Annotated in this window: 20 protein-coding genes and 6 pseudogenes; 10 read left to right on the top strand and 16 right to left on the bottom strand. The window is 52.1% G+C overall.

Going from position 1 to position 24,606, the window contains the following annotated elements:
• Together Q9R34_RS21165 and Q9R34_RS21160 are read right to left on the bottom strand one after the other, a co-directional pair.
• The coding region (locus tag Q9R34_RS21165) for an IS1 family transposase (RefSeq protein ID WP_001568368.1) at positions 1 to 72 on the bottom strand (72 nt) is incomplete at its 3' end.
• Between the two features lie 28 nt (positions 73 to 100).
• Complete coding sequence (locus tag Q9R34_RS21160) at positions 101 to 343, bottom strand: transposase (RefSeq protein WP_082170591.1); 243 nt, start codon at positions 341 to 343, stop codon at positions 101 to 103.
• A gap of 237 nt (positions 344 to 580) precedes the next feature.
• Between Q9R34_RS21160 and Q9R34_RS21155 the strand changes: the two genes are divergently transcribed.
• Positions 581 to 2,611: an alpha-amylase gene (locus Q9R34_RS21155; RefSeq protein WP_048785050.1), complete on the top strand. Its 2,031-nt coding sequence runs from the start codon at positions 581 to 583 to the stop codon at positions 2,609 to 2,611.
• A 183-nt stretch (positions 2,612 to 2,794) separates the two neighbouring features.
• Here Q9R34_RS21155 and Q9R34_RS21150 read toward each other — a convergent pair.
• A pseudogene (locus tag Q9R34_RS21150) lies at positions 2,795 to 3,075 on the bottom strand (IS3 family transposase); the annotation flags it as partial.
• A 369-nt stretch (positions 3,076 to 3,444) separates the two neighbouring features.
• On the opposite strand from Q9R34_RS21150, the gene Q9R34_RS21145 reads away from it, so the two are divergent.
• Positions 3,445 to 4,652, top strand: a protein-coding gene (locus tag Q9R34_RS21145) for an IS3 family transposase (protein WP_143807696.1) whose coding sequence is annotated in 2 segments (ribosomal slippage) — positions 3,445 to 3,766 and positions 3,766 to 4,652 — 1,209 coding nt in all. Because the reading frame shifts where the segments join, the coding sequence is not laid out codon by codon here.
• Between the two features lie 1,052 nt (positions 4,653 to 5,704).
• Here Q9R34_RS21145 and Q9R34_RS21140 read toward each other — a convergent pair.
• The 4 genes and pseudogenes from Q9R34_RS21140 to Q9R34_RS21125 all read right to left on the bottom strand — a co-directional run.
• Positions 5,705 to 5,800, bottom strand: a pseudogene (locus Q9R34_RS21140) (ISNCY family transposase); the annotation flags it as partial.
• A gap of 862 nt (positions 5,801 to 6,662) precedes the next feature.
• A complete protein-coding gene (locus Q9R34_RS21135; RefSeq protein WP_312839346.1) occupies positions 6,663 to 7,544 on the bottom strand; it encodes a RepB family plasmid replication initiator protein in 882 nt (293 codons plus the stop codon).
• Between the two features lie 320 nt (positions 7,545 to 7,864).
• A protein-coding gene (locus Q9R34_RS21130; RefSeq protein ID WP_130835314.1) for an IS3 family transposase occupies positions 7,865 to 9,033 on the bottom strand; the annotation gives its coding sequence in 2 pieces (ribosomal slippage) (positions 7,865 to 8,784 and positions 8,784 to 9,033; 1,170 coding nt in all).
• Positions 9,034 to 9,125: 92 nt separating this feature from the next.
• Positions 9,126 to 10,055: an Rpn family recombination-promoting nuclease/putative transposase gene (locus tag Q9R34_RS21125; protein ID WP_084886533.1), complete on the bottom strand. Its 930-nt coding sequence runs from the start codon at positions 10,053 to 10,055 to the stop codon at positions 9,126 to 9,128.
• A 674-nt stretch (positions 10,056 to 10,729) separates the two neighbouring features.
• Here Q9R34_RS21125 and Q9R34_RS21120 point away from each other — a divergent pair.
• Both Q9R34_RS21120 and Q9R34_RS21115 read left to right on the top strand, forming a co-directional pair.
• On the top strand, positions 10,730 to 11,350 hold the full coding sequence (locus tag Q9R34_RS21120) for a ParA family protein (RefSeq protein WP_048785467.1): 621 nt from the start codon (positions 10,730 to 10,732) through the stop codon (positions 11,348 to 11,350).
• Between the two features lie 29 nt (positions 11,351 to 11,379).
• Positions 11,380 to 11,616 (top strand): plasmid partition protein ParG, encoded by a 237-nt coding sequence (locus Q9R34_RS21115; RefSeq protein ID WP_048785464.1) that lies wholly within the window; start codon positions 11,380 to 11,382, stop codon positions 11,614 to 11,616.
• 527 nt (positions 11,617 to 12,143) lie between these two features.
• Here the strand turns inward: Q9R34_RS21115 and umuC are convergent.
• Positions 12,144 to 13,199 (bottom strand): annotated as a pseudogene (gene umuC / locus Q9R34_RS21110) (translesion error-prone DNA polymerase V subunit UmuC); the annotation flags it as partial.
• A 312-nt stretch (positions 13,200 to 13,511) separates the two neighbouring features.
• Here umuC and Q9R34_RS21105 point away from each other — a divergent pair.
• Together Q9R34_RS21105 and Q9R34_RS21100 are read left to right on the top strand one after the other, a co-directional pair.
• A pseudogene (locus Q9R34_RS21105) lies at positions 13,512 to 14,068 on the top strand (cytochrome b/b6 domain-containing protein).
• 121 nt (positions 14,069 to 14,189) lie between these two features.
• Complete coding sequence (locus tag Q9R34_RS21100; protein WP_485896322.1) at positions 14,190 to 14,879, top strand: VIT1/CCC1 transporter family protein; 690 nt, start codon at positions 14,190 to 14,192, stop codon at positions 14,877 to 14,879.
• A 53-nt stretch (positions 14,880 to 14,932) separates the two neighbouring features.
• Here the strand turns inward: Q9R34_RS21100 and arsC are convergent, their stop codons facing one another.
• The 7 genes and pseudogenes from arsC to umuD all read right to left on the bottom strand — a co-directional run bounded on the left by arsC (position 14,933) and on the right by umuD (position 21,155).
• Positions 14,933 to 15,361 carry an arsenate reductase (glutaredoxin) gene (gene arsC, locus Q9R34_RS21095; RefSeq protein WP_485896320.1) on the bottom strand — a complete coding sequence of 143 codons (429 nt, stop codon included), beginning with the start codon at positions 15,359 to 15,361 and terminating at the stop codon, positions 14,933 to 14,935.
• A gap of 48 nt (positions 15,362 to 15,409) precedes the next feature.
• Positions 15,410 to 16,693 carry an arsenic transporter gene (locus Q9R34_RS21090; RefSeq protein ID WP_485896318.1) on the bottom strand — a complete coding sequence of 428 codons (1,284 nt, stop codon included), beginning with the start codon at positions 16,691 to 16,693 and terminating at the stop codon, positions 15,410 to 15,412.
• 68 nt (positions 16,694 to 16,761) lie between these two features.
• Positions 16,762 to 17,115 (bottom strand): metalloregulator ArsR/SmtB family transcription factor, encoded by a 354-nt coding sequence (locus Q9R34_RS21085; RefSeq protein WP_120458371.1) that lies wholly within the window; start codon positions 17,113 to 17,115, stop codon positions 16,762 to 16,764.
• A gap of 193 nt (positions 17,116 to 17,308) precedes the next feature.
• A pseudogene (locus Q9R34_RS21080) lies at positions 17,309 to 19,430 on the bottom strand (tyrosine-type recombinase/integrase).
• Position 19,431: 1 nt separating this feature from the next.
• On the bottom strand, positions 19,432 to 20,415 hold the full coding sequence (locus Q9R34_RS21075; protein ID WP_485896316.1) for a tyrosine-type recombinase/integrase: 984 nt from the start codon (positions 20,413 to 20,415) through the stop codon (positions 19,432 to 19,434).
• Between the two features lie 73 nt (positions 20,416 to 20,488).
• A pseudogene (locus Q9R34_RS21070) lies at positions 20,489 to 20,713 on the bottom strand (Y-family DNA polymerase); the annotation flags it as partial.
• Between the two features lies 1 nt (position 20,714).
• Positions 20,715 to 21,155 (bottom strand): translesion error-prone DNA polymerase V autoproteolytic subunit, encoded by a 441-nt coding sequence (gene umuD / locus Q9R34_RS21065; RefSeq protein ID WP_485896314.1) that lies wholly within the window; start codon positions 21,153 to 21,155, stop codon positions 20,715 to 20,717.
• Positions 21,156 to 22,196: 1,041 nt separating this feature from the next.
• Between umuD and Q9R34_RS21060 the strand changes: the two genes are divergently transcribed.
• The 4 genes from Q9R34_RS21060 (at position 22,197) to Q9R34_RS21045 (ending at position 24,474) form a co-directional block, all read left to right on the top strand.
• Entirely contained in the window at positions 22,197 to 22,757 is a 561-nt protein-coding gene (locus Q9R34_RS21060; protein WP_485896312.1) for a single-stranded DNA-binding protein, read from the top strand.
• A 149-nt stretch (positions 22,758 to 22,906) separates the two neighbouring features.
• A complete protein-coding gene (locus tag Q9R34_RS21055) occupies positions 22,907 to 23,449 on the top strand; it encodes a conjugation system SOS inhibitor PsiB family protein (protein WP_485896310.1) in 543 nt (180 codons plus the stop codon).
• Positions 23,446 to 23,847, top strand: coding sequence for a hypothetical protein (locus Q9R34_RS21050; protein WP_485896308.1), 402 nt, complete (start codon positions 23,446 to 23,448; stop codon positions 23,845 to 23,847). Before Q9R34_RS21055 ends, Q9R34_RS21050 begins: the two co-directional genes overlap by 4 nt.
• 504 nt (positions 23,848 to 24,351) lie before the next feature.
• Entirely contained in the window at positions 24,352 to 24,474 is a 123-nt protein-coding gene (locus Q9R34_RS21045; protein WP_485896340.1) for a hypothetical protein, read from the top strand.
• Between the two features lie 14 nt (positions 24,475 to 24,488).
• On the opposite strand, the gene Q9R34_RS21040 is transcribed toward Q9R34_RS21045, so the two are convergent.
• A partial coding sequence (locus Q9R34_RS21040; RefSeq protein ID WP_485896326.1) for an IS1 family transposase occupies positions 24,489 to 24,606 on the bottom strand: 118 nt, incomplete at its 5' end.

Genomic DNA, 24,606 nt, shown 5'->3' with positions numbered 1-24,606 from the left:
GGTGCTTTTGCCGTTACGCACCACCCCGTCAGTAGCTGAACAGGAGGGACAGCTGATAGAAACAGAAGCCACTGGAGCACCTCAAAAACACCATCATACACTAAATCAGTAAGTTGGCAGCATCACCGACAGCATCAGGTTTACTGACTGAACGTTGTATTTCATCGGGCAAAAGGTGGCTGTAGCGCTGGCGCCATGTAAACAACAGATTGTCATTAATCCCGTGCTCTCTGGCCAGTTGGGCCATGCAGGCTCCAGGCTGATAAGATTTTTCGACAAGTTCCAGTTTAAAGTCCATGGAGTAAGACGCACGAACCCTGCGGGGACGAAGAGAATCTGACATTGATAGAGTCCATTAACGTTTATAAGAGGACTCTATCATCGTCAATCACCGGAAATTTCAACAGACGGTACTGAGATGACGCTTACGTATATATTTCCCAGAGCGTAATCCTGCTTGCTTGTTTTTGATCACTATTACTCACCCCTTTTCATCCTCCCAGGAAAACTGCACCCGGGAGGAGTTCATAGGACCAGCGGAGAGGCACACTTAAAAAAACCACACAGGAAGGATCCCGTAATGAAACTCGCTGTGTTTGCGTCGTTGTTGGTCCCCGGGATGGTCTTTGCCGCCTGGACCACCGCTGATTTCCCTGCCTTTACCGAAGAAGGCCCTGGTCGCTTTATCAGCCAAAAAGTAATTGAAAAGGGTACCCGTCCACTGCAACTTAATGTTGATCAGCAATGCTGGCAACCTACAGGGCCAATCAGGCTCAACCAGATGCTTTCGATGGAACCCTGCCACAGCCCGCCACCACAGTGGCGCATTTACCGGGATGGCCTGTATAACCTGGTGATCGATACCCGTTCCGGCACTCCGACGATGATGATTTCGCTGGAAGAAAAAGCAAGCAGCTCTGCTGCGGTATCTGTACGCCAGTGTCCTAAGTGGGATGGTAAACCTCTGACTATTGATGTCAGTAAAACTTTCGCCGAAGGTAGCAAGGTGCGTGACTTTTACAGCGGCAACATCGTTACTGTCAGTGGCGGCAAAGTCACGCTGCAGCCTGCTCCCGGCAGCAACGGTTTATTGCTGCTCGAACGGGCCAGCACAGACGCTGACGCTCCCTTCAACTGGCACAATGCCACCGTCTATTTTGTACTGACTGATCGCTTCGCTAACGGTAACCCGGCCAATGATAATAGCTATGGCCGTCACAAGGATGGTATGCAGGAAATAGCCACCTTCCACGGGGGTGACTTGCAGGGGTTAAGCAGCAAACTGGATTATCTGCAACAGCTTGGTGTTAATGCCTTATGGTTAAGTTCGCCGCTGGAACAAATTCACGGCTGGATCGGTGGTGGTACCAAAGGAGACTTCCCGCACTACGCCTATCACGGCTACTACACACAGGACTGGACGAAGCTGGATGCTAACATGGGTACCGAAGACGATCTGCGTCATCTGGTAGACGAGGCCCATAAACGCGGGATCCGCATTTTGTTCGATGTGGTGATGAATCATACCGGATATGCCACCCTTGCTGATATGCAGGAATTTCAGTTTGGAGCCCTGTATCTGAAAGGCGATGAACTGAAAAAGACACTCGGTGAGCTCTGGACTGACTGGATACCAGGTAAGGGCCAGACCTGGCACAGTTTCAACGACTATATCAACTTCAGCGATAAAGCAGGCTGGGAGAAATGGTGGGGTAAAAAGTGGATCCGAACCGATATTGGCGACTATGACAGTCCCGGTTATGACGATCTGACGATGTCGCTGGCTTTCCTGCCAGACCTGAAAACCGAATCGAAGGTAGCCTCAGGCCTGCCTAACTTCTATCACCTCAAACCGGACACGGCAGCAAAAGAGATCCCTGGCTATACACCACGTGACTACCTGACCCACTGGCTGAGTCAATGGGTACGTGATTACGGTATCGACGGCTTCCGTGTGGATACCGCCAAACATGTTGAACAGGACGCCTGGCAGCAATTGAAAACGCAAGCCAGCGCAGCGCTGGCAGAGTGGAAAAAGGCCCATCCTGATAAAACACTCGATAATGCACCATTCTGGATGACTGGCGAATCCTGGGGCCATGGGGTGATGGAGAGCGAGTATTACCGCCACGGTTTTGATGCGATGATCAACTTCGATTATCAGGATGAGGTGGCGAAAGCTGCCAACTGTATGGCGAATATCGACCTCACCTGGCAACAGATGGCTGATAAGCTACAACGCTTTAATGTGATGAGCTATCTCTCATCCCATGATACCCGCCTGTTCCGCGAAGGCGGCAGCACAGCGGCAGAACTATTGCTGCTTGCGCCGGGTACCGTACAAATTTTCTATGGTGATGAATCGTCGCGGCAATTCGGTCCCACCGGATCCGATCCAATACAGGGTACGCGTTCGGATATGAACTGGCAGGATATCAGCGGGAAAGCTGCGAGTAACGTTACTCATTGGCAGAGAATCGGCCGGTTTCGTGCACGCCATCCTGCTATCGGGATGGGAAGACAAACAACCTTATCTCTTCCTGGTGGTTACGGTTTCGTACGTGAAAAGGGCGACGATAAAGTGATAGTGATTTGGGCAGGGCAGCAATAGAAATAGTGTGATGAAGCTACGTAGCTACCGCTTGACGTTCAAGACGGTAGCTACGGGCGAGGTGCGGTCCGGGGCATATGCGGATATGCTATTTAACATAATAATGATTTTGAGTAGTCATGTATACCATTGATATTCAACTAGTAATGTCCGCCTGGGAGATGCGGATGTTTTCCTGGACTGTTATGTTGTGATCCCCAGATGCTGCCGGTACTTCACCGAACTCATTGCACCTAATGATTATTTTGATTCGACTCTCGTTATACCAGCGTATGCACTTGTCCAGGCGGCACATAAAATATTCCAGCGCTGTGCTCGAACAGTTCCTTCGGTAGTACATTTCATTTGTGTACCCGCCCGAAGAAGCCTTTACACGCCGCATTATCTGACGAGCAACCTTTGCACGGCATGGATCTTATAAGACCCGATACATTGATACGATCCAGCCAGTCCGGCCACCGGTAAGAGATGCAAGTAGTGACGCAGCCCATATGCTGAAAGAGACGCTGGAGCAATTCTTAAGGCAGGAAATGGCTAAAGTTAAGAAAATTTCCTTACAGAAAAAACGACATTATTCCACCAGCCTTAGCAAAAGGATTTTATTGTGACAACGTCTGCTGCCATCTCAAATTATCTGGGGCGATCTGAGTAATCTTCCTGTAAGGAATTGAAATCTTCATTAACTTTCCGTCCATTTTCTGAGATTTTTTCACTTTATCATCACGATGAGGCAGCAGACCTCTGATGTAGCCCCCTGAAACACCAGACAGTAGCTGTATCTCCAGATAAGAGATAGGCTTGAATATATGTCTAACACTAACACCAATTTTGAGATGACCGGGATCCTGTTAGGGCAAGAAGTCCGTAAACGTAAAACTCCTCAGGAGAAGATCGCCATTATCCAGCAGACGATGGAGCCGGGTATGAATGTCTCCCATGTCGCCCGCCTGCATGGTATCCAGCCCAGCCTGCTGTTTAAGTGGAAGAAGCAATATCAGGAAGGCAGCCTCACCGCCGTTGCGGCTGGAGAGGAAGTCGTTCCTGCTTCTGAGCTTACTGCTGCTCTGAAGCAGGTCCGGGAGCTTCAGCGCCTTCTGGGCAAGAAGACGATGGAAGTTGAGATCCTGAAAGAAACCGTGGAGTACGGTCAGTCGCGAAAATGGATAGCGCACGCGCCCTTGTTGCCAAAGGACGGGGAATAGCCATGGTCAGCCGGACCATGGGCGTGTCGCGTGCGCAACTGTCACTGCGGATTAACCGTTCTGCCGACTGGCAGGACAGGCGCTGTAACCGGCGTAATGAAGAAGCAGACGCAGAAATACTGTCGGCTATCCTCAACATTATCAGCGATATGCCGAGTTATGGTTATCGACGCGTGTGGGGCATCCTGCGCAAGCAACGTCGCACAGAGGGACAGCCACCTGTGAATGCCAAACGGCTTTACAGGATAATGAGCGAGCATAACCTGTTGTTGTTGCATCACAAACCAGAGCGACCGAAGCGTGAACATAAGGGCAAGATAGCGGTGGCAGAAAGCGATATGCGCTGGTGTTCAGATGGCTTCGAGTTCGGCTGCGACAACGGCGAAAAACTGCGGGTAACGTTCGCGCTGGACTGCTGCGACCGTGAGGCCATAGACTGGGCAGCAAGCACGGGAGGCTATGACAGTTCGACCGTGCAGGATGTGATGCTGAGGTCGGTGGAAAAGCGCTTCGGCGACAGGCTGCCCGACACAGCGGTGCAGTGGCTGACGGACAACGGTTCAGCATATACCGCGCATGAAACGCGGAGGTTCGCCAAAGAGCTGAATCTGGAGCCATGTACAACAGCGGTGAGCAGCCCGCAGAGCAATGGCATGGCCGAACGGTTCGTGAAGACGATGAAGGAAGACTATATCGCGTTCATGCCGAAACCGGATGTGAGAACAGCCCTGCGAAACCTTGCAGCGGCGTTCACGCATTACAATGAAAATCACCTGCATAGTGCGCTGGGATATCACTCTCCGAGAGAATACCGGCGGCAGCGGGCATCGTTAACTTAAGATACAAAAGCTGTCCGGAAATGGCGGGTCAAGATCATACAGTCAAAGCCCAACTGCGTAATGTTACCCATTTATTTGCGATGCGATTAACGTGTAACACAGACGCCTGATATAAAGACGAGCAGCAGGCTGAGGCGGAAATCCGCGACAACCCACATTAGGTGGTACTGCTCACCGATTGGGGATTTGTACAGCGGCTCAGGAAGTGGTTTGCGCCGACGCGCGCGCGTGGGATATAAAGAACGAAGACACTGTCTACAGATACATAAGCCAAGCCGTGGCGCGTACCGGTGTGATGTTTTCCATCCTGCCGTTCACGCCTAAGAACTTTCTGGACTCTTTTGTGATGCATCTAGTGCAGCGCTAGGTGCCGCAAAGGTGACCCATACTCAGATGGGCCACAAGGACGCGAAGTCTACCAAATGGTATACATGGATATTAGCGCTGGACGTCATCCGCTAGCTCAGGGTGCGGTTGTCCATGGATCTTGGAAAGGCTAGCCAGCTGCTCATGCTTGGCTCCCCGGTTTTTTCGGATTTTCAGACAGGCTGAGGCAGCCTGCAGCGCTGCCTCCGTAAAAATTTATCCAATAAAGTAAGTAAGGGCTATCTGACTCAAGTACAAATTCCCCAGAATCGGTACCGACAAAAAGTTGCACACTGCACTTTTTGTATTACCTTCCTGAAGAATAATTTATGACCCGTTCAGAACTCAAACTTGCCTTCCAAGCACGCTGCCGCGAAGTCCTTGCAACACGATACAGCAATAAGGTCTATTCCATATGCTGGTTTCCTGATAAGTGACCCTGAACATGTTTAGCGCGCTGCAAGAGAAGCGGCAGAATGGCATTATCGCTGGTATCCGCAGGAGCAGCATGGTGGAAGACAGTTTCATCCGCAGCCTCAAATTCTGAACGCCATAGTGCTGTTTGTCAGGCGGGGAATAACGGCCAGGTTTTGAACGGATGGAAAAGGAGATCAGTGACGAACCAGATATTCCTCCTAGTGTCCTTGCATGCGTCCTTTCTCAATGCCCTTCTGCTTGAACTGCTATGCGATGGCCATGAGTACGTCTCTGTGTTGTGGCACACGCTGTGCCAGTTCGCCAACAAAAACTTCAGATTCAGCCGATTCTTTCGCCTGCAGTAAACCCGTCGATGTTCTTCGCCTTTATGTAGGCTGAACATGGAATACTGAACAACACGATTGTCGCAGCTGTTGTGTTCGTTAAGATCGTTTCCATGGTAACCAGCGGCATGACAATAAGTCTGGTCGATATGTTCCCGGCAGAGATGCGCGCCTCCGCCGGTGCGATGGCCTATAACACTGGCACTGCCTTGTTCGGCGGCACGGCACTACTGATAGGCACAGCGTTGAGCAGCTGGTCAGGCAGCGCGTTGATACTTGTCTGTTATGTTGCGGCGGTGGCTATATTGTCGTTTATTTCGATTGGGTTATTTTAGATTTTCGTACAGATACCCTACCTCCCCCAATCCTTCCCTGCCGGGGGTACAACGCTAAAAGAGCCGATGGCACAGCTTGTTAAAAGATGGTGAGTTGTATTTTTATTTCTCGCTTGATGCGAAGTTAAATACCTGAAGCAGGGATGCTCCAAAAATTATGCTTAATTTATAGTCGGTTAACCTAGAACCTTCAATGTATCTACTTTCATGGAAAGGGTATCTACTTTCATGAAAAGTATCTGCTTACATGCAGAAAGGATTCTGAGGACAGTAAATGATGAATCAGGGTATCCACTATCATGAGGAAGCTTTGTCAGGGTATCTACTTTCATGGGCAGAAGTCTTGTTGGGTATGCACTTTCATGTAAAAGCCTTTGAAGAATGATTGTCAGCATGAAAGTAGATACCTTTCCGTGCTCGTCTGTATGAAAATAGATACTCTCTATACACCTTTACATGAAAGTGGATACCTTCTTCAGGAGCATTCATGCAAGTGCATACCTTATGGCTACGTCCATGTTAGTAAATACTTTATTTGAGCCTTCACGTTAGCTGGTAAGCACCTGAAGCTTTGGAGAACGGCTGTTAATCACAAACTGAATTTCTCTGCCCTTCTTCAGTTCAATAAAATCGATGTAGCCAATTCTCTGCAGATCAGCCATAGCACGGCGTATGATGGAGTTTTGCAGCTTTACCGGCGAACCCATAGCCAGTCTTTCACGCAGGCGTTTCATAGAGATATAAAGCGTGCCGGCAGGCATACTCTCAAAGTAAATGTAGAGCGACTGCGCCGCTTCTTTACGGGATAGCTCAGACAAGGCTTTGAGACCAAGTAGCACCTTGTGATCGTATCGGTACAGCTCCCACAGATTACTGTCAGCCGTAATTTCAACGGTATCTGTATTCATGTTAAGAACAGCACGTTGTACCAGATGCGAAAACATCGATTTCTTGCCGTCTTTACTACTGAATGCGAGCGTGACGCTGGAAATGCTAAAAAGGGAGTCGTGAAGGCGTTTACGAGAGCGGGCATTGAGATCGGCTGATTTGATACCGCACATTTTTGCAAATTCAGTAAAGGGTAACTTTATGGTTTCACTACTGTAACCGTAGGTAGAGAAGGCCATTATGATACCCAGCCACGTTTTAAAATCCGTAGACATGCTGAGCTTAGCACCCTGGATCTTTATATCTGTGTAACCCTCACGCCGTGCTACCTCAAGACTGGAAAGCTCATCAGACGCATCGATCATGAAGTCGCGCTTGCCTTTTTCCTTTGGGGCCACAGGCGTAAAGACGCTGAGCCTGAGCAAGGCAACTGGCTGAACAGTTTTATGGCTGTTAGGTTCCAGTAGATAAACTGTGTCTGAATCTTTTTTAACGATCGCGAATGGATGACTTATATCTATGATTTCATTTTTCTTTTCCATAAACCCTGCACTCTGGATCAAGAAAAGATCCTGCTCCATGAAAGTAAATACCCTTTATACATGAAAATAGATACCTTTCCCATGAAAGTAAATACTAATCTCATGAAAGTGGATACTGTCTTCATGAAAGTAGATACCCGAAGTGATGTTTTTGCATTTTATATCAAAGGCTTGCTAGCTTTGTGATCTTTTATGATCTCATATTGATCTTATAATGATCTTAAAATCAATGATCTAAGCGGTGGATAAGTGGATAATTACAACTGCCGGTCACCTGTAGTCTTAGTTAAACCCAGGGTGCCGCTAAACGAATGAAGTGGTCAACAAAAACTGGCCACCGAGTTAGAGTTTTTCCAGTATCGGTTTTCCGATTCGTTTGGGGGTAACCCACCGTTATACCCATGCGGCCTTAGCGAGCTGTAATACCCGACGATATAGTCCGTGATCGCATGAGCAGCTTCGCTAAAGTTTATATAACCTGTCACTGGCACCCACTCGTTTTTCAGACTCCGGAAGAAGCGTTCCATCGGGCTGTTGTCCCAACAGTTTCCACGTCGGCTCATACTCTGCCTGATTTGGCAACGCCACAGTAACTGCCGGAACTGTCTGCTTGTATAATGACTGCCCTGATCGCTGTGGAACATTACTCCGGCGGGCTTGCCGCGCGTTTCCCATGCCATTTCCAGCGCTTTAATGGTGAGTCTGCTGTTCGGTGAGAACGACATTGCCCAGCCCACTGGTTTTCTTGCGAACAGGTCGAGAACAACGGCGAGGTACGCCCAGCGCTTACCTGTCCAGATATAGGTCACATCACCGCACCACACCTGGTTTGGCTCTGTTACAGCGAACTGTCGCTCAAGATGATTCGGGATAGCTACGTGCTCATGACCGCCACGCTTATACCGGTGAGTCGGCTGCTGGCAACTGACCAGCCCCAGCTCTTTCATGAGCCTGCCAGCAAGCCAGCGCCCCATCTGGTAGCCTCTCTGGGTTGCCATTGTGGCGATGCTTCTTGCTCCGGCCGAACCGTGGCTGATGCCATGTAGCTCAAGTACCTGACTGCGTAATACAGCCCGTCTGCCGTCTGGTTTTTCAGGACGGTTTTTCCAGTATCTGTAGCTACTGCGGTGAACCCCGAACACGTGGCAGAGAGTGGTCACAGGATAACGCGCCCTGAGTTTCCCGATTATCGAGAACTGTTCAGGGAGTCCGACATCAAGAGCGCGGTAGCCTTTTTTAATATATCGTTTTCCATTTCAATGCGTTGTAGCTTTTTCTTCAGCTCACGTATTTCAATCTGTTCTGGGGTTATAGGGGAGGCTTTAGGTATTTTGCCCTGTCGTTCATCCCGCAACTGCTTTACCCATCGCGTCATGGTAGAAGGACCCACATCCATAGCACTGGCCGCAGCTGCAACGGTGTAGTTCTGATCAAGGACCAACTGAGCGGATTCGCGTTTAAACTCTGCGCTGAAATTTCTTTTTTTCATTGAGGCACCTGTAATGTTCTGAGGTGAGCATATCACCTCTGTTCAGGTGGCCAAATTCAGTAAACCACTTCACCAGGAGGCGGCTGAACAGATTAATGCCGGATTTGAGTCAGATCGTCAGCAGAAAGGCCAGTCATTTTCATAATGGTGTCACGGTCGAGGCCGTTCTGCAGCATTGTACGCGCGATTTTCAGGGTCGCTTCACGCTCTCCTTCATTACGACCTTCCATGCGCCCTTCCATGCGCCCTTTCTCAATGCCTTTTTGTTCCAGCTGCTGTGCGATGGTCATGAGTGCGTCTCCATGTTGCGGCACACGCTGTGCCAGCTCTCGTACAAAGGCTTCGGAATCGGCCGACTCTCCCGCCTGCAGTAAATAGTGTATCAGCGCCGTTACCTGGGGTGAAGAAAGATAGTTCGCCATCAGCAGCGTGGCCAGCCGGTCGGTCAGCGTGGCCATGTCGCGCTGGTGAATGTGCTTCTGCAGCAGGGTGAGCGCCGCCATGCTGCGATGGTTCATGATGTCATCGTCCGGAATGACGGTGATGTCTGTCAGGGGAAAGGCGCTTCCATACAGCCTTTCCGCCACTTCCGGGTTGTCGAACTCATCCAGCCAGCGGGTAGAATACGGATACGGGCTGCGTTTTCCGCTATAGAACAGCACGGGTATCACCAGCGGCAGCTTCTTATGACCGGCCTCGAGGTGGCGCTGCATGGCAGCCACGGCGTAGCGCAGCAGGCGAAAGGCCATATGCCGGTCCGGGGAAGACTGGTGCTCGATGAGTACATGTACGTAACCGTCCCCGGCGGTGGTCTTCAGGCTGTAAAGGACGTCGCTGAAATACTGCCGCAGGTCATCCTCGACGAAGGAGCCGGACTCCAGCTTCAGGGTGCTGAGGTCGCAGAGCGCGCGCAGCTCTGCCGGGAGATGTAGCTCCATAAAGTCCCGGGCAATGTCGGGCTGCGTGAGAAACTGCCTGAAAGTGGCGTCATGGGGCGTAGGAGTACCGCTTTTTTTCTTCATCCGTGCTGACTCTTAAAAATGACACTAAATATGATACCACGGTAGTAAAACGGCTGTATGAAACAGACCTTTTCTGACAAGAGCCTGTATCCAGACCACTGACATTAATAATGTCGCCAGCCTGCAGTAAACTGAAAATTCTCTTTTGTTCATCAGCGGGCGCTTGCGAAACTCGTTACATCTGAATGTGGCCAACTGACGTTCGGCTGTATTCTCTTCTTTTACTTCTTCGTGAGTTTTAACGCTACCATCATTACGCTCATGTTGCTGATGAAGAGAGCTGCTCCTCGCCACGCCTCTTTTTCCGTCCAGACGTCCGGATCTCGTTTTACTCAGGTTTTAATCAGCATAAAAGCGGCAAGCACAAACAGTATAAATGTGGACAAGCTCATCGTTATTCATACATGAAAATTCAGATGATTGAGGTTAACAAATTCAGAAGTGAAGTGGCTTAGACAGGATTTCGCCCCCCTCCCCTGCCTTGGTAATGACGAATTCTTGGCTTTATTGTAAACAGCACTCAATTCCACGTTCATTAAAAACAAAGAGTTAAGGATATGTGTTTTTACTCGTTTGAGTATATGAATTTATGTGTTTTTGAATTTTTACTTTTTTACTCATTTATGGTTTACTCTTTTACACTATCACTCAAATGAGTAAATGAGACTTTAAGCATGAAGATCATTTCGTTTCTGAATCCTAAAGGTGGCTCTGGCAAAACCACTGCAACAATTAACGTCAGTTCCTCCATTGCCAGCAGTGGTAAAAAAGTCGCGGTGGTTGATACTGACCCACAAATGAGTCTTACAAACTGGAACAGCGCCGGTAAGGCCGGATTTGATGTTTATACCGCCTCATCTGAAAAGGATGTCTATCAGGTTCGTAAAGAACTCGGCGATTATGACTACGTTATAATTGATGGTGCAGGCTCGCTCTCTGTCATCACTTCTGCAGCCGTGATGGTGAGTGATCTCATCATTATTCCTGTGACACCCAGTCCGCTCGATTTCTCAGCGGCAGGTTCTGTGGTGACCGTCCTTGAGGCTCAGGCATATAACCGCCCTGTCGAAGCTCGATTCCTGATCACCCGAAAGATTGAACAGGCGACAATGCTCAGTGTTTTAAAGAGCAGTATTGCTCAGACGGGAATCAAAGCGTTTAAAACCTCAATCACTCAGCGCCAGAGCTATGTAAGATCGGTTCTTGAAGGAGAAAGTGTGTTTAATACCACTGACAGAGCTGCTCAGGGAGAAATCCAAATCCTGACTAAAGAAATATTGTCAGTTTTTGAGTAAAAACCCATATACTCATTTGAGGAGGATTTATGGCACTTGAGAAAAAACATTCGTCATCAATGATGACGTTCGGCGCGCATCGTGATTTGGAGAAAATTGTTCAGGCTCCTGAGGTGAAGGCTCCGTCAGAGAAGCAGAAACGCGTGAACGTGAATTTCAGCGAAAATAAGCATGCCCGCTTCAAGGTTGCTTGTGCTAAGCGTGGAACCAGCATCACTGATGTTATTAATGAACTGGTTGACGAATGGCTACGTGAAAATGAGTGATTACTTATTTGAGTGAATGTGTGTTTCGTAGGGTCATGGTTATTTATACTCTTAACAATCATGACCACTGCAACCAAACGTAAGTTTTACTCATTAACATAAAAACTCATATGAGTAATTGTGTAAAGATGAAAGTGAGTCTTGGAGTAATCCTTGTCTGAACTCGGCGGTACTGGGAATACTTGCTACAAGTACATAGTCTTGTATTGAGTAAAAGTGTAAAAGAGTAAACAGGACGTGGAAATACTCATTTACTCAAATGAGGCAATGTGTTCTGACTTTTTTCTTACCGGAACGGTCTGCTCAGTTTCTGTGACCTTTTGAGCTGGTTAAACCCAAGTACGACTTAGTACAAAAGAAAATTTTTTCCTGCAAGTATTTACTCATATGAGTTTATGAGTAAGCAAAGTTTAGTACCAACAGATCATCTTTTCCTGAGTTTACTCTTTCACTCAAATGAGTAAAAACTCATAAACGCAAATGAGTTTGAAAGGTTGCTGTTTACAGATGACCTGTGAATATCCAGGTCAGCGCACTTTAGCGACAGGCAATTCTTTCCAGTTTGTTGTCCACGCCTTACTAAGCATCTCGCGCTTCATTTTCCAGTCAGGATCGATGCCTTTACCTGCAAAGCCAATACTGTAACGCCCAGACTTGTTCATTGTATCCAACAGACTCATCAGGGCCTCACTGCCGGCACGCTGCACCTCATCATCAAAAAGGTTCAGCTGCGCCACGCCGTTCGGCTTGAGTTCACTCAGCATGATGCCAGCTTTAGCATAACGAAAATCCGGGCGCCAGATGGCGTCCATGGACTTTACTGCAACCTCGATAATGTTACGCGTGTCTTGCGTACCCACGCGCAGCTTCACGAACGCCGTGTTGCCGTAACCTGGATACCCGGTGTCGAAAGGCGAGGTGCGGATAAAAACGGAGATGTGGTGGCAGAACTGCCGATCCTCACGAAGCTTTTCCGCCACGCGTTCAGCATACGCGCAGACGGACTGTCGCATCGCGTCATATTCCGTGATGCGCTCGCCGAAGCTGCGGCTCACGACAATCTGCTGTTTGGGCGGGGGTGCATCCTCCATCGGGATGCAGGATTCGCCGTTAAGCTCGCGTACCGTTCGCTCCAGTACCACACCGAAATTCTTGCGAATGAAAGAGGGGGAGGTGCGTGCCAGATCGAGCGCCGTTGTCACGCCGAGCAGCTGCAGGCGTTTTTCAAGCCGGGACCCCACTCCCCAGAGTTCACCCACGGGCTGTCGCGACAGCAGCGTTTCGGTCCGCCTCGGATTCCCCGGCGTGAGCGCCAGCACCCCGCCAAACTGGGGCCATTCCTTTCCGGCCCACTGTGCCGACTTCGCCAGGGTCTTCGTTGGACCAAGTCCGACGCCGACGGTCAGGCCTGTGCAGGCCCTGACGTGCGACCGGATCATGCGACCAAAGTCCTCGTACGGCATAGCCATTTCCATACCCGTGCAGTCACAGAACCCTTCGTCAACCGAATACACCTCCAGACGCGGCACCATCTCCTCGATGCAGGACATTACACGCGTGCTCATTGAGTGGTTTATGTGGAATGGAAATTCTAGCGTAACTTAGCTGTATGACTGTGTGTGATATGACGTTCTAATGCAGCATTAACATGCTTATCTGGTGTAGTGAGCGTACAGAGGGTTAGAAGGGGAAAGACAAGGGCGCTTGTACGATATAATGCAGAAGTGTCAAACCAGATATTTAATATTGATACCAACGGATAATTTCTTGAACGGCGCATTAAGTAATAATGGAAATCATTATCATCTTGTTTTATATGAAATTATGAATGAGCTAAGGTTGTTTTAATCTTGAAGGAAAAAAATAGCCTTAATTCCTTTGCTCATGGTGAAATCATGAAAAACAAAATTTTGGCATTACTCCCGCATGACTATGCGCCCTTTTTTCGGGCTCTTCACATTACTGTAGCCCTGCTGATTCTGTCTCAGATAGTTAACTCTAACCTGACTGAGCGTGAGGCGCTGAGTGAGCACAGCTTTGTCTCAATGGTCACCTGGTTCCATATCATTTCTGGTTTTTTATTAATTTTTTCGGTGTAACTCTGCTGGTATGGATGCTGACGCAACGAGGTTTCAGATGGTACTTTGCCTGGGTGACTTTAGATTTAAGTGGTATTAAAACCGATCTGTTACAACTGGCCCGGTTGAAACTGCCTGAAGCCGCCAAAGGGGGGATCGCTGCGACAATACAGGGTCTTGGTGTTATCTCTCTGCTTCTGGTTGCTGTCTCTGGCGGCATGTGGTTCATGGCCAATAGTCTACTGGGATTGCCTGCCGAGACGGCCAGATACTATCTCCACTGGCACAAATTTCTGACAACGTTTATTGAAATTTATTTTTACGCACACGGAGCCATGGGACTGCTACATATGCTTCTCAGTTGGGAGGATTAATTCAAGTATTCTAGTTGTTAACCTGACTTTTTATCATTGCATATCAGATCATTAACGTTACTGAGAAATAAAGATAAAGTGTTGAATTACTGTCAGTGTAATCCTTTATGAAGAGCCAGTTATGGGCCATGATGAATCTCATAAGATTTCCCGTTCAAGTGCTCTCCGTGCTGCTGTTATGGGGGCTAACGACGGTATTGTATCGACCGCCAGCATTCTGACTGGCGTCGTCGCGGGCGGTGGCAGCCACGATAGTGTTTTACTGGCTGGTATTGCAGGTGTTGTGGCCGGTGCGATGTCAATGGCTACAGGTGAGTATGTTTCAGTTTCGTCCCAGGCCGATACCGAAAGGGCTGCGCTTGCTGAGGAGCAGAGGGAACTGGATCAAAACTTCACAGGTGAAATGCACGAACTCGCGGCCATTTATGTTCACCGGGGCCTCAATCCGGATCTTGCCCGGCAGGTAGCGATGGCATTAATGAAACACGATGCGCTCAATGCTCATGCCCGCGATGAACTTGGAATAACTGAATTCAGCACCGCCAGACCTTTAACGGCGGCACTGTTTTCTGCGGGAAGTTTTATGGCCGGCGCGCTTTTGCCACTGAGTTCCGTCATACTTCTTACTGAACCAGTGGGCATTATGCGTATTGTCATGACAGCAATGCTTTCACTTGTATTACTGGGAGCCCTGTCGGCGAAAGCGGGTGGGGCGCCTGTTTTTCGCAGTGTGATCCGTGTGAGTTTCTGGAGCAGCCTGGCGATGGCTGCATCTGGTTTAACGGGGAGTCTGTTCAGCCATTTTACATGAGGATGACAGCTTCAGTTGAAACTGAACTTTGTCATGGAAGACGACAGGGTCTGTCATTTAATCACACGACCGCCCGACGTATCGATTATCACTTCACCATCCTCTTTTGTGAACGGGCCCTGCTGCGGGTCTGGGAGGATGTCCAGTACTACCTCTGAAGGGCGGCAAAGCTTCGTTCCCAGCGGCGTGACCACTATCGGGCGATTAATCAGGATCGGGTGAGCCAGCATGGCGTCCAGCAGCTGTTCATCAGAGAAACTGTCGCTGGCGATGCCCAGCTGTTCATACGGGGCAGTATTTTTACGCAGCAGCGCCCGTACGCCGGTACCCATCGCTTCAATCAGCGCCTCGAGCGTTTCGCGTGTAGGCGGGGTTTCCAGGTAATGGATCACGACGGGTTCTGCACCGCTGTTGCGGATCAGCGCCAGCGTATTACGCGAAGTGCCGCAGGCGGGATTGTGATAAATGGTAATGTCAAACATGTTAAAACCTCGTGTAAGGGGGGCCGTATGCGCCGCCCCGGATTATCGTCAGATCGACAGCCGCAGCGCGAGCGCGGCAAGCGTAACGGTCAGCACCGGCAGCGTCATAACGATGCCGCCCCGGAAGTAGTAACCCCAGCTGATACGGATGTTTTTCTGTGACAGCACGTGCAGCCACAGCAGCGTTGCCAGGCTGCCAATTGGCGTGATTTTTGGCCCAAGATCGCAGCCGATAATGTTGGCGTAGATCATGGCCTCACGCACGATACCCTGTGCCGAACTGGCATCAATGGAAAGCGCGCCAATCAGCACCGTGGGCATGTTGTTCATGACGGATGAGAGGAGGGCCGTGAGATACCCGGTTCCCATCGCCGCCCCCCAGACGCCCGAAGCGGAGAAATCGTTGAGCAGCGTGGTCAGATACTCCGTCAGACCTGCATTACGCAGCCCATAGACCACCAGGTACATGCCCAGTGAAAACACCACTATCTGCCAGGGCGCATTGCGCAGCACCTTGCGGGTATCAATCACGTGGCCGCGCCGCGCGACCAGCCAGAGGATCAGTGCGCCAACAGCCGCGACCAGGCTCACCGGCACACCGAGCGGTTCCAGCGCAAAGAAGCCAGCCAGCAGCAAAATAAGCACCACCCATCCGGTACGAAACGTGCTGATATCGCGGATGGCGTCACGTGGCGCTTTGAGCTTCGCCTCGTCATACTTTGCCGGGATTTCCTTACGGAAGAACAGGTGCAGCATAATGAGCGTCGCCAGCACTGAAGCAACGTTGACCGGTACCATAACAGACGCGTAATCACTGAATCCCAGATGGAAAAAGTCCGCCGAAACAATATTGACCAGGTTGGACACGATAAGCGGCAGGCTGGACGTATCTGCGATAAAACCCGCCGCCATAACGAACGCCAGCGTCGCACCCCGGCTGAATCCGAGCGCCAGTAGCATGGCAATCACTATCGGCGTCAGTATCAGCGCCGCACCATCATTCGCAAACAGCGCTGCCACCGCCGCGCCTAGCAGCACGATATACGTGAACAGCAGCTTTCCTCTGCCGCCACCCCAGCGCGCTACGTGCAGTGCTGCCCACTCAAAAAATCCTGACTCATCCAGCAGCAGGCTGATAATGATCACCGCAATGAACGTGGCCGTGGCGTTCCAGACTATCTGCCAGACCACGGGAATATCCCCCATATGTACCACGCCCGTCATCAACGCCAGCGCGGCTCCGGCCACCGCGCTCCATCCGATGCTGAGCCCGCGCGGCTGCCAGATGACGAACAACAGGGTGAGTATAAAAATTGCGCCTGCCAGCAGCATGCTGCCTCCTTTTTAATTAGCTAACGCCAGATATATTCGGATAAACGAATATGTATGGCTAAAATTTTTTACAGGCAGACAGCCCTGCCGTTAGTGGTTGCATGATCGAGCCGTGAATGACCCGCCAGGTCTTGGATTTCGTCACGCTGACTCAGCCATGCCTGTTCAATGACTGAGGCCGCCCAGGCAGGCATGTGTGGGGAGAGCCGATAGTGGATCCACTTGCCGTCGCGTCGATCGCTGAGTAATCCACTGGAACGCAACATTGCGAGGTGACGGGAAATTTTTGGCTGTGGAAGTTTCAGTGCGCCGGTGAGTTCACACACGCAAAGCTCTCCCTTCTCTTTCAGCAACAGCACCAGCGTCAGGCGGGTTTCATCCGAAAGGTTTTTGAACAGTTGTAGTGGCGTCAGAGATAACATGTTGATTCCTGATCCAGGATGCTCCAGGGTTAGTTGAAAGAGCATAGTCTAAAAACATATTCGATAAAAGGCATGTGACTCACTCTGGAGCTATTTTTACTGAATTGGAAATCTGGCCTGCTCCGCTCCGCTCCGCTCCGATTCAGGCACAGGCAAGTCAGCCATCACCGCGTCTGGCCTGTTGCAGCCCGGATCACCCTCCAGGCTTAACGGCCAGTCTTTTAAGGGCCTGATCTATTTTTTCGGCATCATTCTCTACAATCGCTTTTTCATCGACGGTGAGAGGGACTTCTTCAAGGTAGCGTTTTACTGAGGCTTTACTTTCCAGTATCAGCCCGCGCGCTGTCTTTGAGCAGGTTAAAATCACAGCCGATGCAGGCCATCCGGTGCTGACAGCTACTTCAGAACGGATTTGTGCAGTAGGAATCGCCCAAATCATAGTAGGTCGCGGGGCCGGTCAGGCTGGCGGCTTCCGGATCGTGGTCAATCAGTACGCTTATCATATGTGCGACCCTGTCTGCTTTGACAAATGAGGCTGCCAGCTGAGTCGGGCGGATGCGGAGATAATGCATGGTTGACTGTGGCGTTGAGTGCCCGGTCCACTGCATCAGTTCATACAGCGACATCCCCTGCGGTACGCTCGCCAGCGCGGTCACTGCGGAGGCCCGCCCGCGGTGACTGGTAATTGTGCCACCGCTGTCTTCTGTGGGGACGCCGGCTCTTGCACACAGCATCGGTATCAGCGTGCGGTTCATAATTGCGCTGCCCGCGGGCTTCCCCCGGTATTGAAACAGAAGCCGGACTTTCTCACCGGTCCGCTCATCAGACAGCATGGCCTGTTCTGTCGGGCGCTCGGCCAGCCAGATGTCGACATATTTTTTCACCACGGCCGCCACGGGTTTAACATAGGCTTTTGAAGTCTTCCCGGCGGGGATATGCAGGTAGCACAGGGTCCCGGCAGGAATGACGCTCCCGTCATCTTTTACTATTTCATCTGCCTGCGACGCTATGCAGCCAGTTGTCAGGCGGAGCAACTCGTTCTTCCGCAGCCCCGCATGGGTCCAGATAACGGCCATCGCCTGCAGCATGGCCAGCGGATAATGGATTTCAGTGAGCAGGTCTTCCTGGCGCAGATTCAGGCTGGCCCAGATGAGCTTCAGCCAGACCGGATCGTCGATAACCCGTGGATTGACGCCGCGACGGAACAGGGGCGTGTCCGGTGTGGAAAGATGACGGGCAGGGCTGAAGCGAAGCCGGCCCCAGCCCCAGTTTTCATAGTCGATCATGAAACGGCGAAGCGAGTAGATCACACCCGCGCGGGAGTGGGGCATCATGGGTTCGCCGGATCGCATCGATTTGCGGGTGCCTCTTTCCGTGCCCAGCTGAAGCTCATCCACGTTCATCCGGCCCACCGCCGCAATAAAGCTGGCGCAGATTTCCATCGTCCAGTCTGCCGGTTCCCGCACCTGCGGATGCTCCCTTGCCAGCCAGAGGCCGCAGCGCAGAATAAAGCTGTACTGGCTTTCCCGGGTACGCGGTCGCAGCACTGACGTTTCCCGCCAGCGTCGGCACCAATACACCCAGGCGGGATCGATTCCTTCGACCGGCTTTTCATACCACTTCGTGTAGTTTCGCATCCTCACCGGGGCGCTGATGATGCCCAGCGCGGCAAGCCCGTGTGAGACCCGGCCGACGTAACGGGATGTAGCGTTATCGATGCTGTTCTGTGCCTGCCAGAGCAGTTCGGTCGTAAACGTCTCAAGCCGGGGATCCCTGTTCATTATCATCAGGATTGCCAGTACGCCGGATGTGTGCTGTTTCTGGCTTCCCGCGGCATAACCCAGTGACGTCAGCGTATCGGTCAGCCGGTGCAGCTCCTGATAATAAAAAGCCTGACCGAAGATGGCGCAGGCATAGAGGGCGGGTTTCCGGATATCAGGGAGGCTGAGCGTGTCATGCAGACCTCCCAGGTGCCAGGCAAAAGCGGCCATCAAGGGACGACCCTCCCTGACTTCCCGGCAGAGCGTCTGCCAGCTTTCCCGTGGCCAGCACCAGCAGGGAACGCCGGATAACTGCATTTCGCGCAGCAGTCTCGCTATCACCAGGCCGACGATTTTGCTGCTGCATCCGCTTGCGGCGGCAATATCTTTCAGCGGCCTGATAAAATCAGGTACGGGATTCATACGTAACATGCCGGACCGGCTGTGAGAGCTGGCCAGCGCCGTCCGTTCATCGGGAGTCAGTGACGGCTCAAGCCGGTATTCATCAATGCTGAAGGCACGCCAGCTGATTCCGGTCGGTGTGCTTGTGCTCATGTTAACTCTCCTGGCTGAAAATGAGGTTCGCCATTCTGATATCTGCCGTTTCTATCGCGCCCGCCATCCTGGCGGCGAGATCCCGGCCCGACAGGTGGATGTAAATCTGGGTAGTACCTGGATCGCGGTGTCCCGCATAGGTCGCCAACTCGTGCAGCTTCCAGCCTGCGCGGGCCAGATGCGTGAGGCGAAGGTGCCGGAAGGTATGTGTTGAAATGTCCGGCAGCCCAGAAACCAGCGCCCAGTTCCGTACCGTTTTGCTCCAGGTCCAGAAGGAAAGCGGCGCGCCATGGTTACGATCGGACTCAGAACGGAACAGGGCACCTCTGGCGATCCCTTCCCGCTTCATCTGCATAAGATGGGCCGCCAGCACGGGCGCCACGGCCGGGCTGTAGCAGACGATGCGTTCACGCCGGCTCTTGGTGGTTTCTGCCCGGATACGGATAAGCCGGTGCGCAAAGTCGAGGTCGTCGACACGCAAGGAGGTAATTTCAGATCGCCGCAGCGCACCGTAATAGGTTAATGCCAGCATCAGGCGGTCACGAAGCGGGGATGAGGCAGCATGAAAAAGAAAAGCCTGCCACTGCGCATCGTCAGGGATCCGTGGCAGCTTTACGACGCGGGGAACCAGCCCTCTGCCGGAACTCAGCATGCCAGGCGTGCCGGAGCGGGGCAGCGGATTCACCAGACAGAGATCCTGATACATCAGAAAGTCATACCAGAGGCGGATCGCCGACAGGCGCAGCTGGAGCGTGGCGCTGGCCACGGGAGAGGGCATACCGGGTAACTGAGGGCTGATGTAGGCGGCCAGATCTTCAAACCGGGCTTTTTCAGGTTCAATGCTGTTCTGGCTGCAGAACGCAAAATAATGGCGAAGGGCATTGCGGTAGGCGGTGAGCGTAGCCTGCGCCCGGCCCAGATCGGATAACAGTTTCAGCCAGCGCTCAACCAGCAACAGGCTGTGTTCATTCGGTGAAATCAGCATTGTGTTTACCCCTGACAGCAGTTTTGCTGCTCAAAGTTTACTCACTCAATGTTGCATTCCACTTAACTTACTACAGCGCATAGTTGCTTGAAAATACGTGTATTTTTTCCGGGAAGTGCTGATTCTTTATCTTGAACCACGGATCGCCCATTTTTACGTACTTTTTGGCTTCCTTGCTGCGCGCAATGACACAGCCATCGTTATTGGACAGGATAACCACAGGGGCATTTCTCAAATCAGGCCGGAAGACCTTCTCGGCGCTGGCGTAAAAGCTGTTTACGTCAATCAGGCCGAACATGTCAGTTTCTCCGGCGAGGCGTGTGCACGAAATGCGCCACGACGCCGAAAATGACCAGCGTATCCGGATCGGGAATGATGACGGGATAACTAGGGTTCATCGGCTGCAGAACGGGGCCATTCGGCGTCAGTAAAAGGCGCTTTACCGTAAATTCACCGTAAAGCTCAGCGATAACCACATCGTTATGCGCTGGCGTCAGGGAGCGATCGACGATAAGCAGGTCGCCGTCATAGAGGCCGATGTCCTGCATGCTGTTGCCCTGCGCACGCAGGAAAAAGGTGCTTGCCCGGTGGGCTATAAGATGTTCGTTTAAATCAAGCTCCTGTTCAGCGTAGTCCTGACACGGGGAGGGAAACCCGCAGGGCACACGTTCCAGGAAAAGGGGCCTGAAGCTGGGCGGCGGATTGTCCGCCGGGTGCATCAACTCAAAGGCGTTAAACATAGCTAAAATCCCTGTTAAAGCGCTGTATGTATTTACAGTATTATTAGCTGGCTTCCTGCTACGCGCAAGAAGTCGCTTGATCCTCATCGTCGGGAAGAAAATACAGCTATTGATTTATATAGATTTACTGCGAAACGGCAGCTCACAAATTAACCGTTTGTTTGCATGCACCATCGGTAAAGGGCTGCAGATGTTTATCCACAGCTTTACGCGCGGAATGTGCAGGAAAGATGTGGATAAGGGCCCCCTTCGGCTCCCCTGATCGGGTCGTCAGCCCCATTCAGCTAACCGGCAGAGCCGGTAAGCTTCACCGGACCGCGCGACGCGTTCCGGGCCTGCCGGCTGGGGTCTGAGGGCTGAAGGCAAAGCGTGCTGGCGGTCGTCTGAAAAGACCATTGCAGGGTTTTTAAGCGAAGCCTGCTGTGTATGATTACTGTTCATTTTCAGGGAGCTGTCGCATAAGGAGTATGTCTTGAAACCCTTTCAACCTGCCTTTCTCATTCTCATCTGTATCTGCCCGGCGCGCGTGCGCCGGGAGGCTGCCGGCTGAACTGCTGCCGGCAGTACCGCATAAAACCCGGACCAGACACATACACGGCAGGGCAGGGGCTGCAGCCAGCCCGTGGGCTGGCGCGAACCGCGACGGCCTGAATCCGCCGTCGCTCTGAGGCGCAACGCCGTTTCGCTGCCGCTCAGCCGCCGTTGCCGCTGCATCGTGCTGTGCTTTTCCGCCGGGCTTCACCGGTTTAAGTCCTTTCGCCGGGGCTGAGACAAGCACAGGCGCCGTGGTCGTCCAGGGTGAAATGAACGCCGGGGAAATTTTTTTCCGGCCACTGCGTCAGACCGGAAATAAATGTCCCCGTCGCCCCGGACGCCTGCCGTCACCCGCGCTGGTTTACGCCCTCGCGGCGAAGGATCTCAAACGGGTGAAGTGAATACCGGAGGAAAAAACCAGCCGATTTCCACAAAACGTCAACACCGCGGCTCCCGAAACTCAATGGGTGACGTGGTTTAAAAAACAACTGCATGAGGAGAACGAACATGGCTTCACGGGGCGTCAACAAGGTCATTCTGGTCGGCAATCTGGGACAGGACCCGGAGGTGCGCTACATGCCAAACGGCGGCGCGGTCGCAAACATCACGCTGGCCACGTCGGAAAGCTGGCGCGACAAACAGACCGGCGAGAGCAAAGAGGTAACGGAGTGGCACCGCGTGGTGCTGTTCGGAAAGCTCGCTGAGGTGGCGGGGGAGTACCTGCGGAAGGGTTCGCAGGTTTACATCGAGGGCCAGCTGCGCACGCGGAAGTGGCAGGACCAGGGCGGTCAGGACCGCTATACGACCGAAGTGGTGGTGAACGTTGGCGGCACCATGCAGATGCTGGGCGGACGTGGGGGCAACACAGGCGCACAGACCGGACAGCAGTTCAGCGGCCAGCAGAGCGGTCAGCCTCAGCAGCCGCCAGCAGCGTCAGGTAACGGTGGCAAAGGTGGCAAGGGCGGCAAGGGCGGCAAGGGCGGGCGCGGTGCGGCTCAGCCGGAACCGCAGGCACCGCCGCAGGGCAACTATCCGCCGGCAGATTTTGATGACGACATTCCGTTCTAGCGATTACGCGGCTTTGCTCACGCGAGGCTGCGACAGCGGTGAAAACAACAGGTAACGAAGCAGAAAGGCGGCCGGTATGGCCGGGAGAGTGCCCTGGCGGAGCAGCCACTCCGCGCAGGGCATGACAATCAAATTATGAGGAATCCGATATGTCAGCGACTCAGTCTAAAGAAAAAATTCGCAACAGCAAGTCTTCCACGTATTACGGCCGCCGGCGCGGGGGTTACCGCAGCTGCTGCGGCAGCGAACTGACGCGCGATGAGAGCGTGACACTGCAACGTCTTAAGGCCTTCACGCCGGGCGACTTTGAGGCCTACAGCGCGCGCGGCGAGGAGTTTCGCCGGCGGCTGTGCGGAACCGTCCTGAACGCCCTGCAGCTCAGCAAAGTCTGGCTTACCGACTGCGAATGCCGGGGAGAGTGGGGCGGGGTGTTCCCGGTTCACCTGCGCCTGACGCACCGCAAAAATCCGCTCGTCACGCTCGACATCCTGAGCCCGGGCAGCGAATCGCCGTTCTGGCACGGGCTTGTCTGGATAAATCCCGATCATACCGGGCTGTACGTTCTGAACACCGAACAGTTTGAGCCGGGAACCATCGGCCGGCTGCTGACGCGTACTGAAGAGATGGTGTCAGCAGGCATTACGCCCGCGGAAATCGTGGCGGTACTGGGCCGAAAGGGAGGGCGCGCATGAACACAGTCATGATGATGCCGGCAGCGGCGCCACGTTTTTATGCGCATCGTCACAGCATTTGCAGGCTGCACAACGTCGCTTCAGGCCCTGCAGAGGTGTCAGCACCGGCAGGGATGGCACAAACAAAGAGCAGGGCATGTCCTCCGGTGCGCATGTTGCAGAGCCTGACTGACATCATCGGGCGGTCCGCTCCTGCAGCGACAGAACGAACGCCCCGGGCGCTGATGTACATAGCTGAGGCGCAGGAAAAGCTCATCTGTGAGGCCGAAACGGCGCTGGCCAGCCAGTCTGTTCACACATACCGGCGATGGTATTCGCACTGGCGGCGCAGGGGCGTACAGGTGAACGATCTGCTGGATATGACGTGGGTGTGGCGCCAGCGGGCCCGGACTGAATAACGGAAGACAAAACACCTCAACCGGTCAGACCTGTTAATGTTTCAGATCGTGGCGCCGATAGTGTTCAAATCCTTCACCAGGGATACACATTGATGGCAAATCCGTTTTGACGATGCTTCACGGCATCGTCTTTTTTTACTTTTCAAAAAGAACCCGCCGCAGCGGGTTTTAAACGGATTACAACCCCAGGGGGGACGGGGCAAGGGAGAAAAGGATGTTATCTCCCTGTGAGGGTCAGAAACATCTTAACTAGGTTAATGTGTTGCGTCGTGAGTAAATCAATTGATGAAGCATAATTAGGAATAATTCGCATAGCTGGAAAAGTATGGCCACAGCTTAATTTTCACTGTGTCTGGTTGCCTTCTGCGAAGTCTTGCCTGAGACCAGGTAATTGAGTGTTCATCAGGCGCTCAGACATGACACTGTTTAAATATCCAGATTAATTCTTCCCCTCTGGGTCATATGAGTGATAGAGTTTCACCCATAAGACCCACTGGAGGTAATATGTCTGAATTTGAATTACTGGCACAGGATCTGCTTGAAAAAGCAGCAGTGGAAGAGCAACTGCGCCAGGGAAATGATAAAAAGCTCATCGGACAGGTACTGGAAATCTATGACCAGAAATAGGTAATGACTCCAACTTACTGATAGTGTTTTATGTTCAGATAATGTCCGATGACCTTGTCATGCAGCTCCCCCGATTTTGAGAACGACAGTGACTTCCGTCCCAGCCTTGCCAGATGTTGTCTCAGATTCAGG

Source organism: Enterobacter sp. BRE11 (assembly GCF_031844285.1).
In the GTDB taxonomy this organism is placed as follows: domain Bacteria; phylum Pseudomonadota; class Gammaproteobacteria; order Enterobacterales; family Enterobacteriaceae; genus Pantoea.
The sequence above is the reverse complement of the archived record's forward strand: the minus strand, read 5'-3'. Positions and strand labels throughout refer to the sequence as shown.

Bases quoted from the DNA above. Each gene is read 5' to 3' on its own strand.
- Q9R34_RS21155 (WP_048785050.1), top strand. From the start codon at position 581: ATGAAACTCGCTGTGTTTGCGTCGTTGTTGGTCCCCGGGATGGTCTTT.
- Q9R34_RS21115 (WP_048785464.1), top strand. From the start codon at position 11,380: ATGGCACTTGAGAAAAAACATTCGTCATCAATGATGACGTTCGGCGCG.
- umuD (WP_485896314.1), bottom strand. From the start codon at position 21,155: ATGTTTAACGCCTTTGAGTTGATGCACCCGGCGGACAATCCGCCGCCC.
- Q9R34_RS21045 (WP_485896340.1), top strand. From the start codon at position 24,352: ATGTCTGAATTTGAATTACTGGCACAGGATCTGCTTGAAAAAGCAGCA.
- arsC (WP_485896320.1), bottom strand. From the start codon at position 15,361: ATGTTTGACATTACCATTTATCACAATCCCGCCTGCGGCACTTCGCGT.
- Q9R34_RS21100 (WP_485896322.1), top strand. From the start codon at position 14,190: ATGGGCCATGATGAATCTCATAAGATTTCCCGTTCAAGTGCTCTCCGT.
- Q9R34_RS21120 (WP_048785467.1), top strand. From the start codon at position 10,730: ATGAAGATCATTTCGTTTCTGAATCCTAAAGGTGGCTCTGGCAAAACC.
- Q9R34_RS21125 (WP_084886533.1), bottom strand. From the start codon at position 10,055: ATGAAGAAAAAAAGCGGTACTCCTACGCCCCATGACGCCACTTTCAGG.
- Q9R34_RS21060 (WP_485896312.1), top strand. From the start codon at position 22,197: ATGGCTTCACGGGGCGTCAACAAGGTCATTCTGGTCGGCAATCTGGGA.
- Q9R34_RS21055 (WP_485896310.1), top strand. From the start codon at position 22,907: ATGTCAGCGACTCAGTCTAAAGAAAAAATTCGCAACAGCAAGTCTTCC.
- Q9R34_RS21090 (WP_485896318.1), bottom strand. From the start codon at position 16,693: ATGCTGCTGGCAGGCGCAATTTTTATACTCACCCTGTTGTTCGTCATC.
- Q9R34_RS21075 (WP_485896316.1), bottom strand. From the start codon at position 20,415: ATGCTGATTTCACCGAATGAACACAGCCTGTTGCTGGTTGAGCGCTGG.
- Q9R34_RS21135 (WP_312839346.1), bottom strand. From the start codon at position 7,544: ATGGAAAAGAAAAATGAAATCATAGATATAAGTCATCCATTCGCGATC.
- Q9R34_RS21050 (WP_485896308.1), top strand. From the start codon at position 23,446: ATGAACACAGTCATGATGATGCCGGCAGCGGCGCCACGTTTTTATGCG.
- Q9R34_RS21085 (WP_120458371.1), bottom strand. From the start codon at position 17,115: ATGTTATCTCTGACGCCACTACAACTGTTCAAAAACCTTTCGGATGAA.
- Q9R34_RS21160 (WP_082170591.1), bottom strand. From the start codon at position 343: ATGTCAGATTCTCTTCGTCCCCGCAGGGTTCGTGCGTCTTACTCCATG.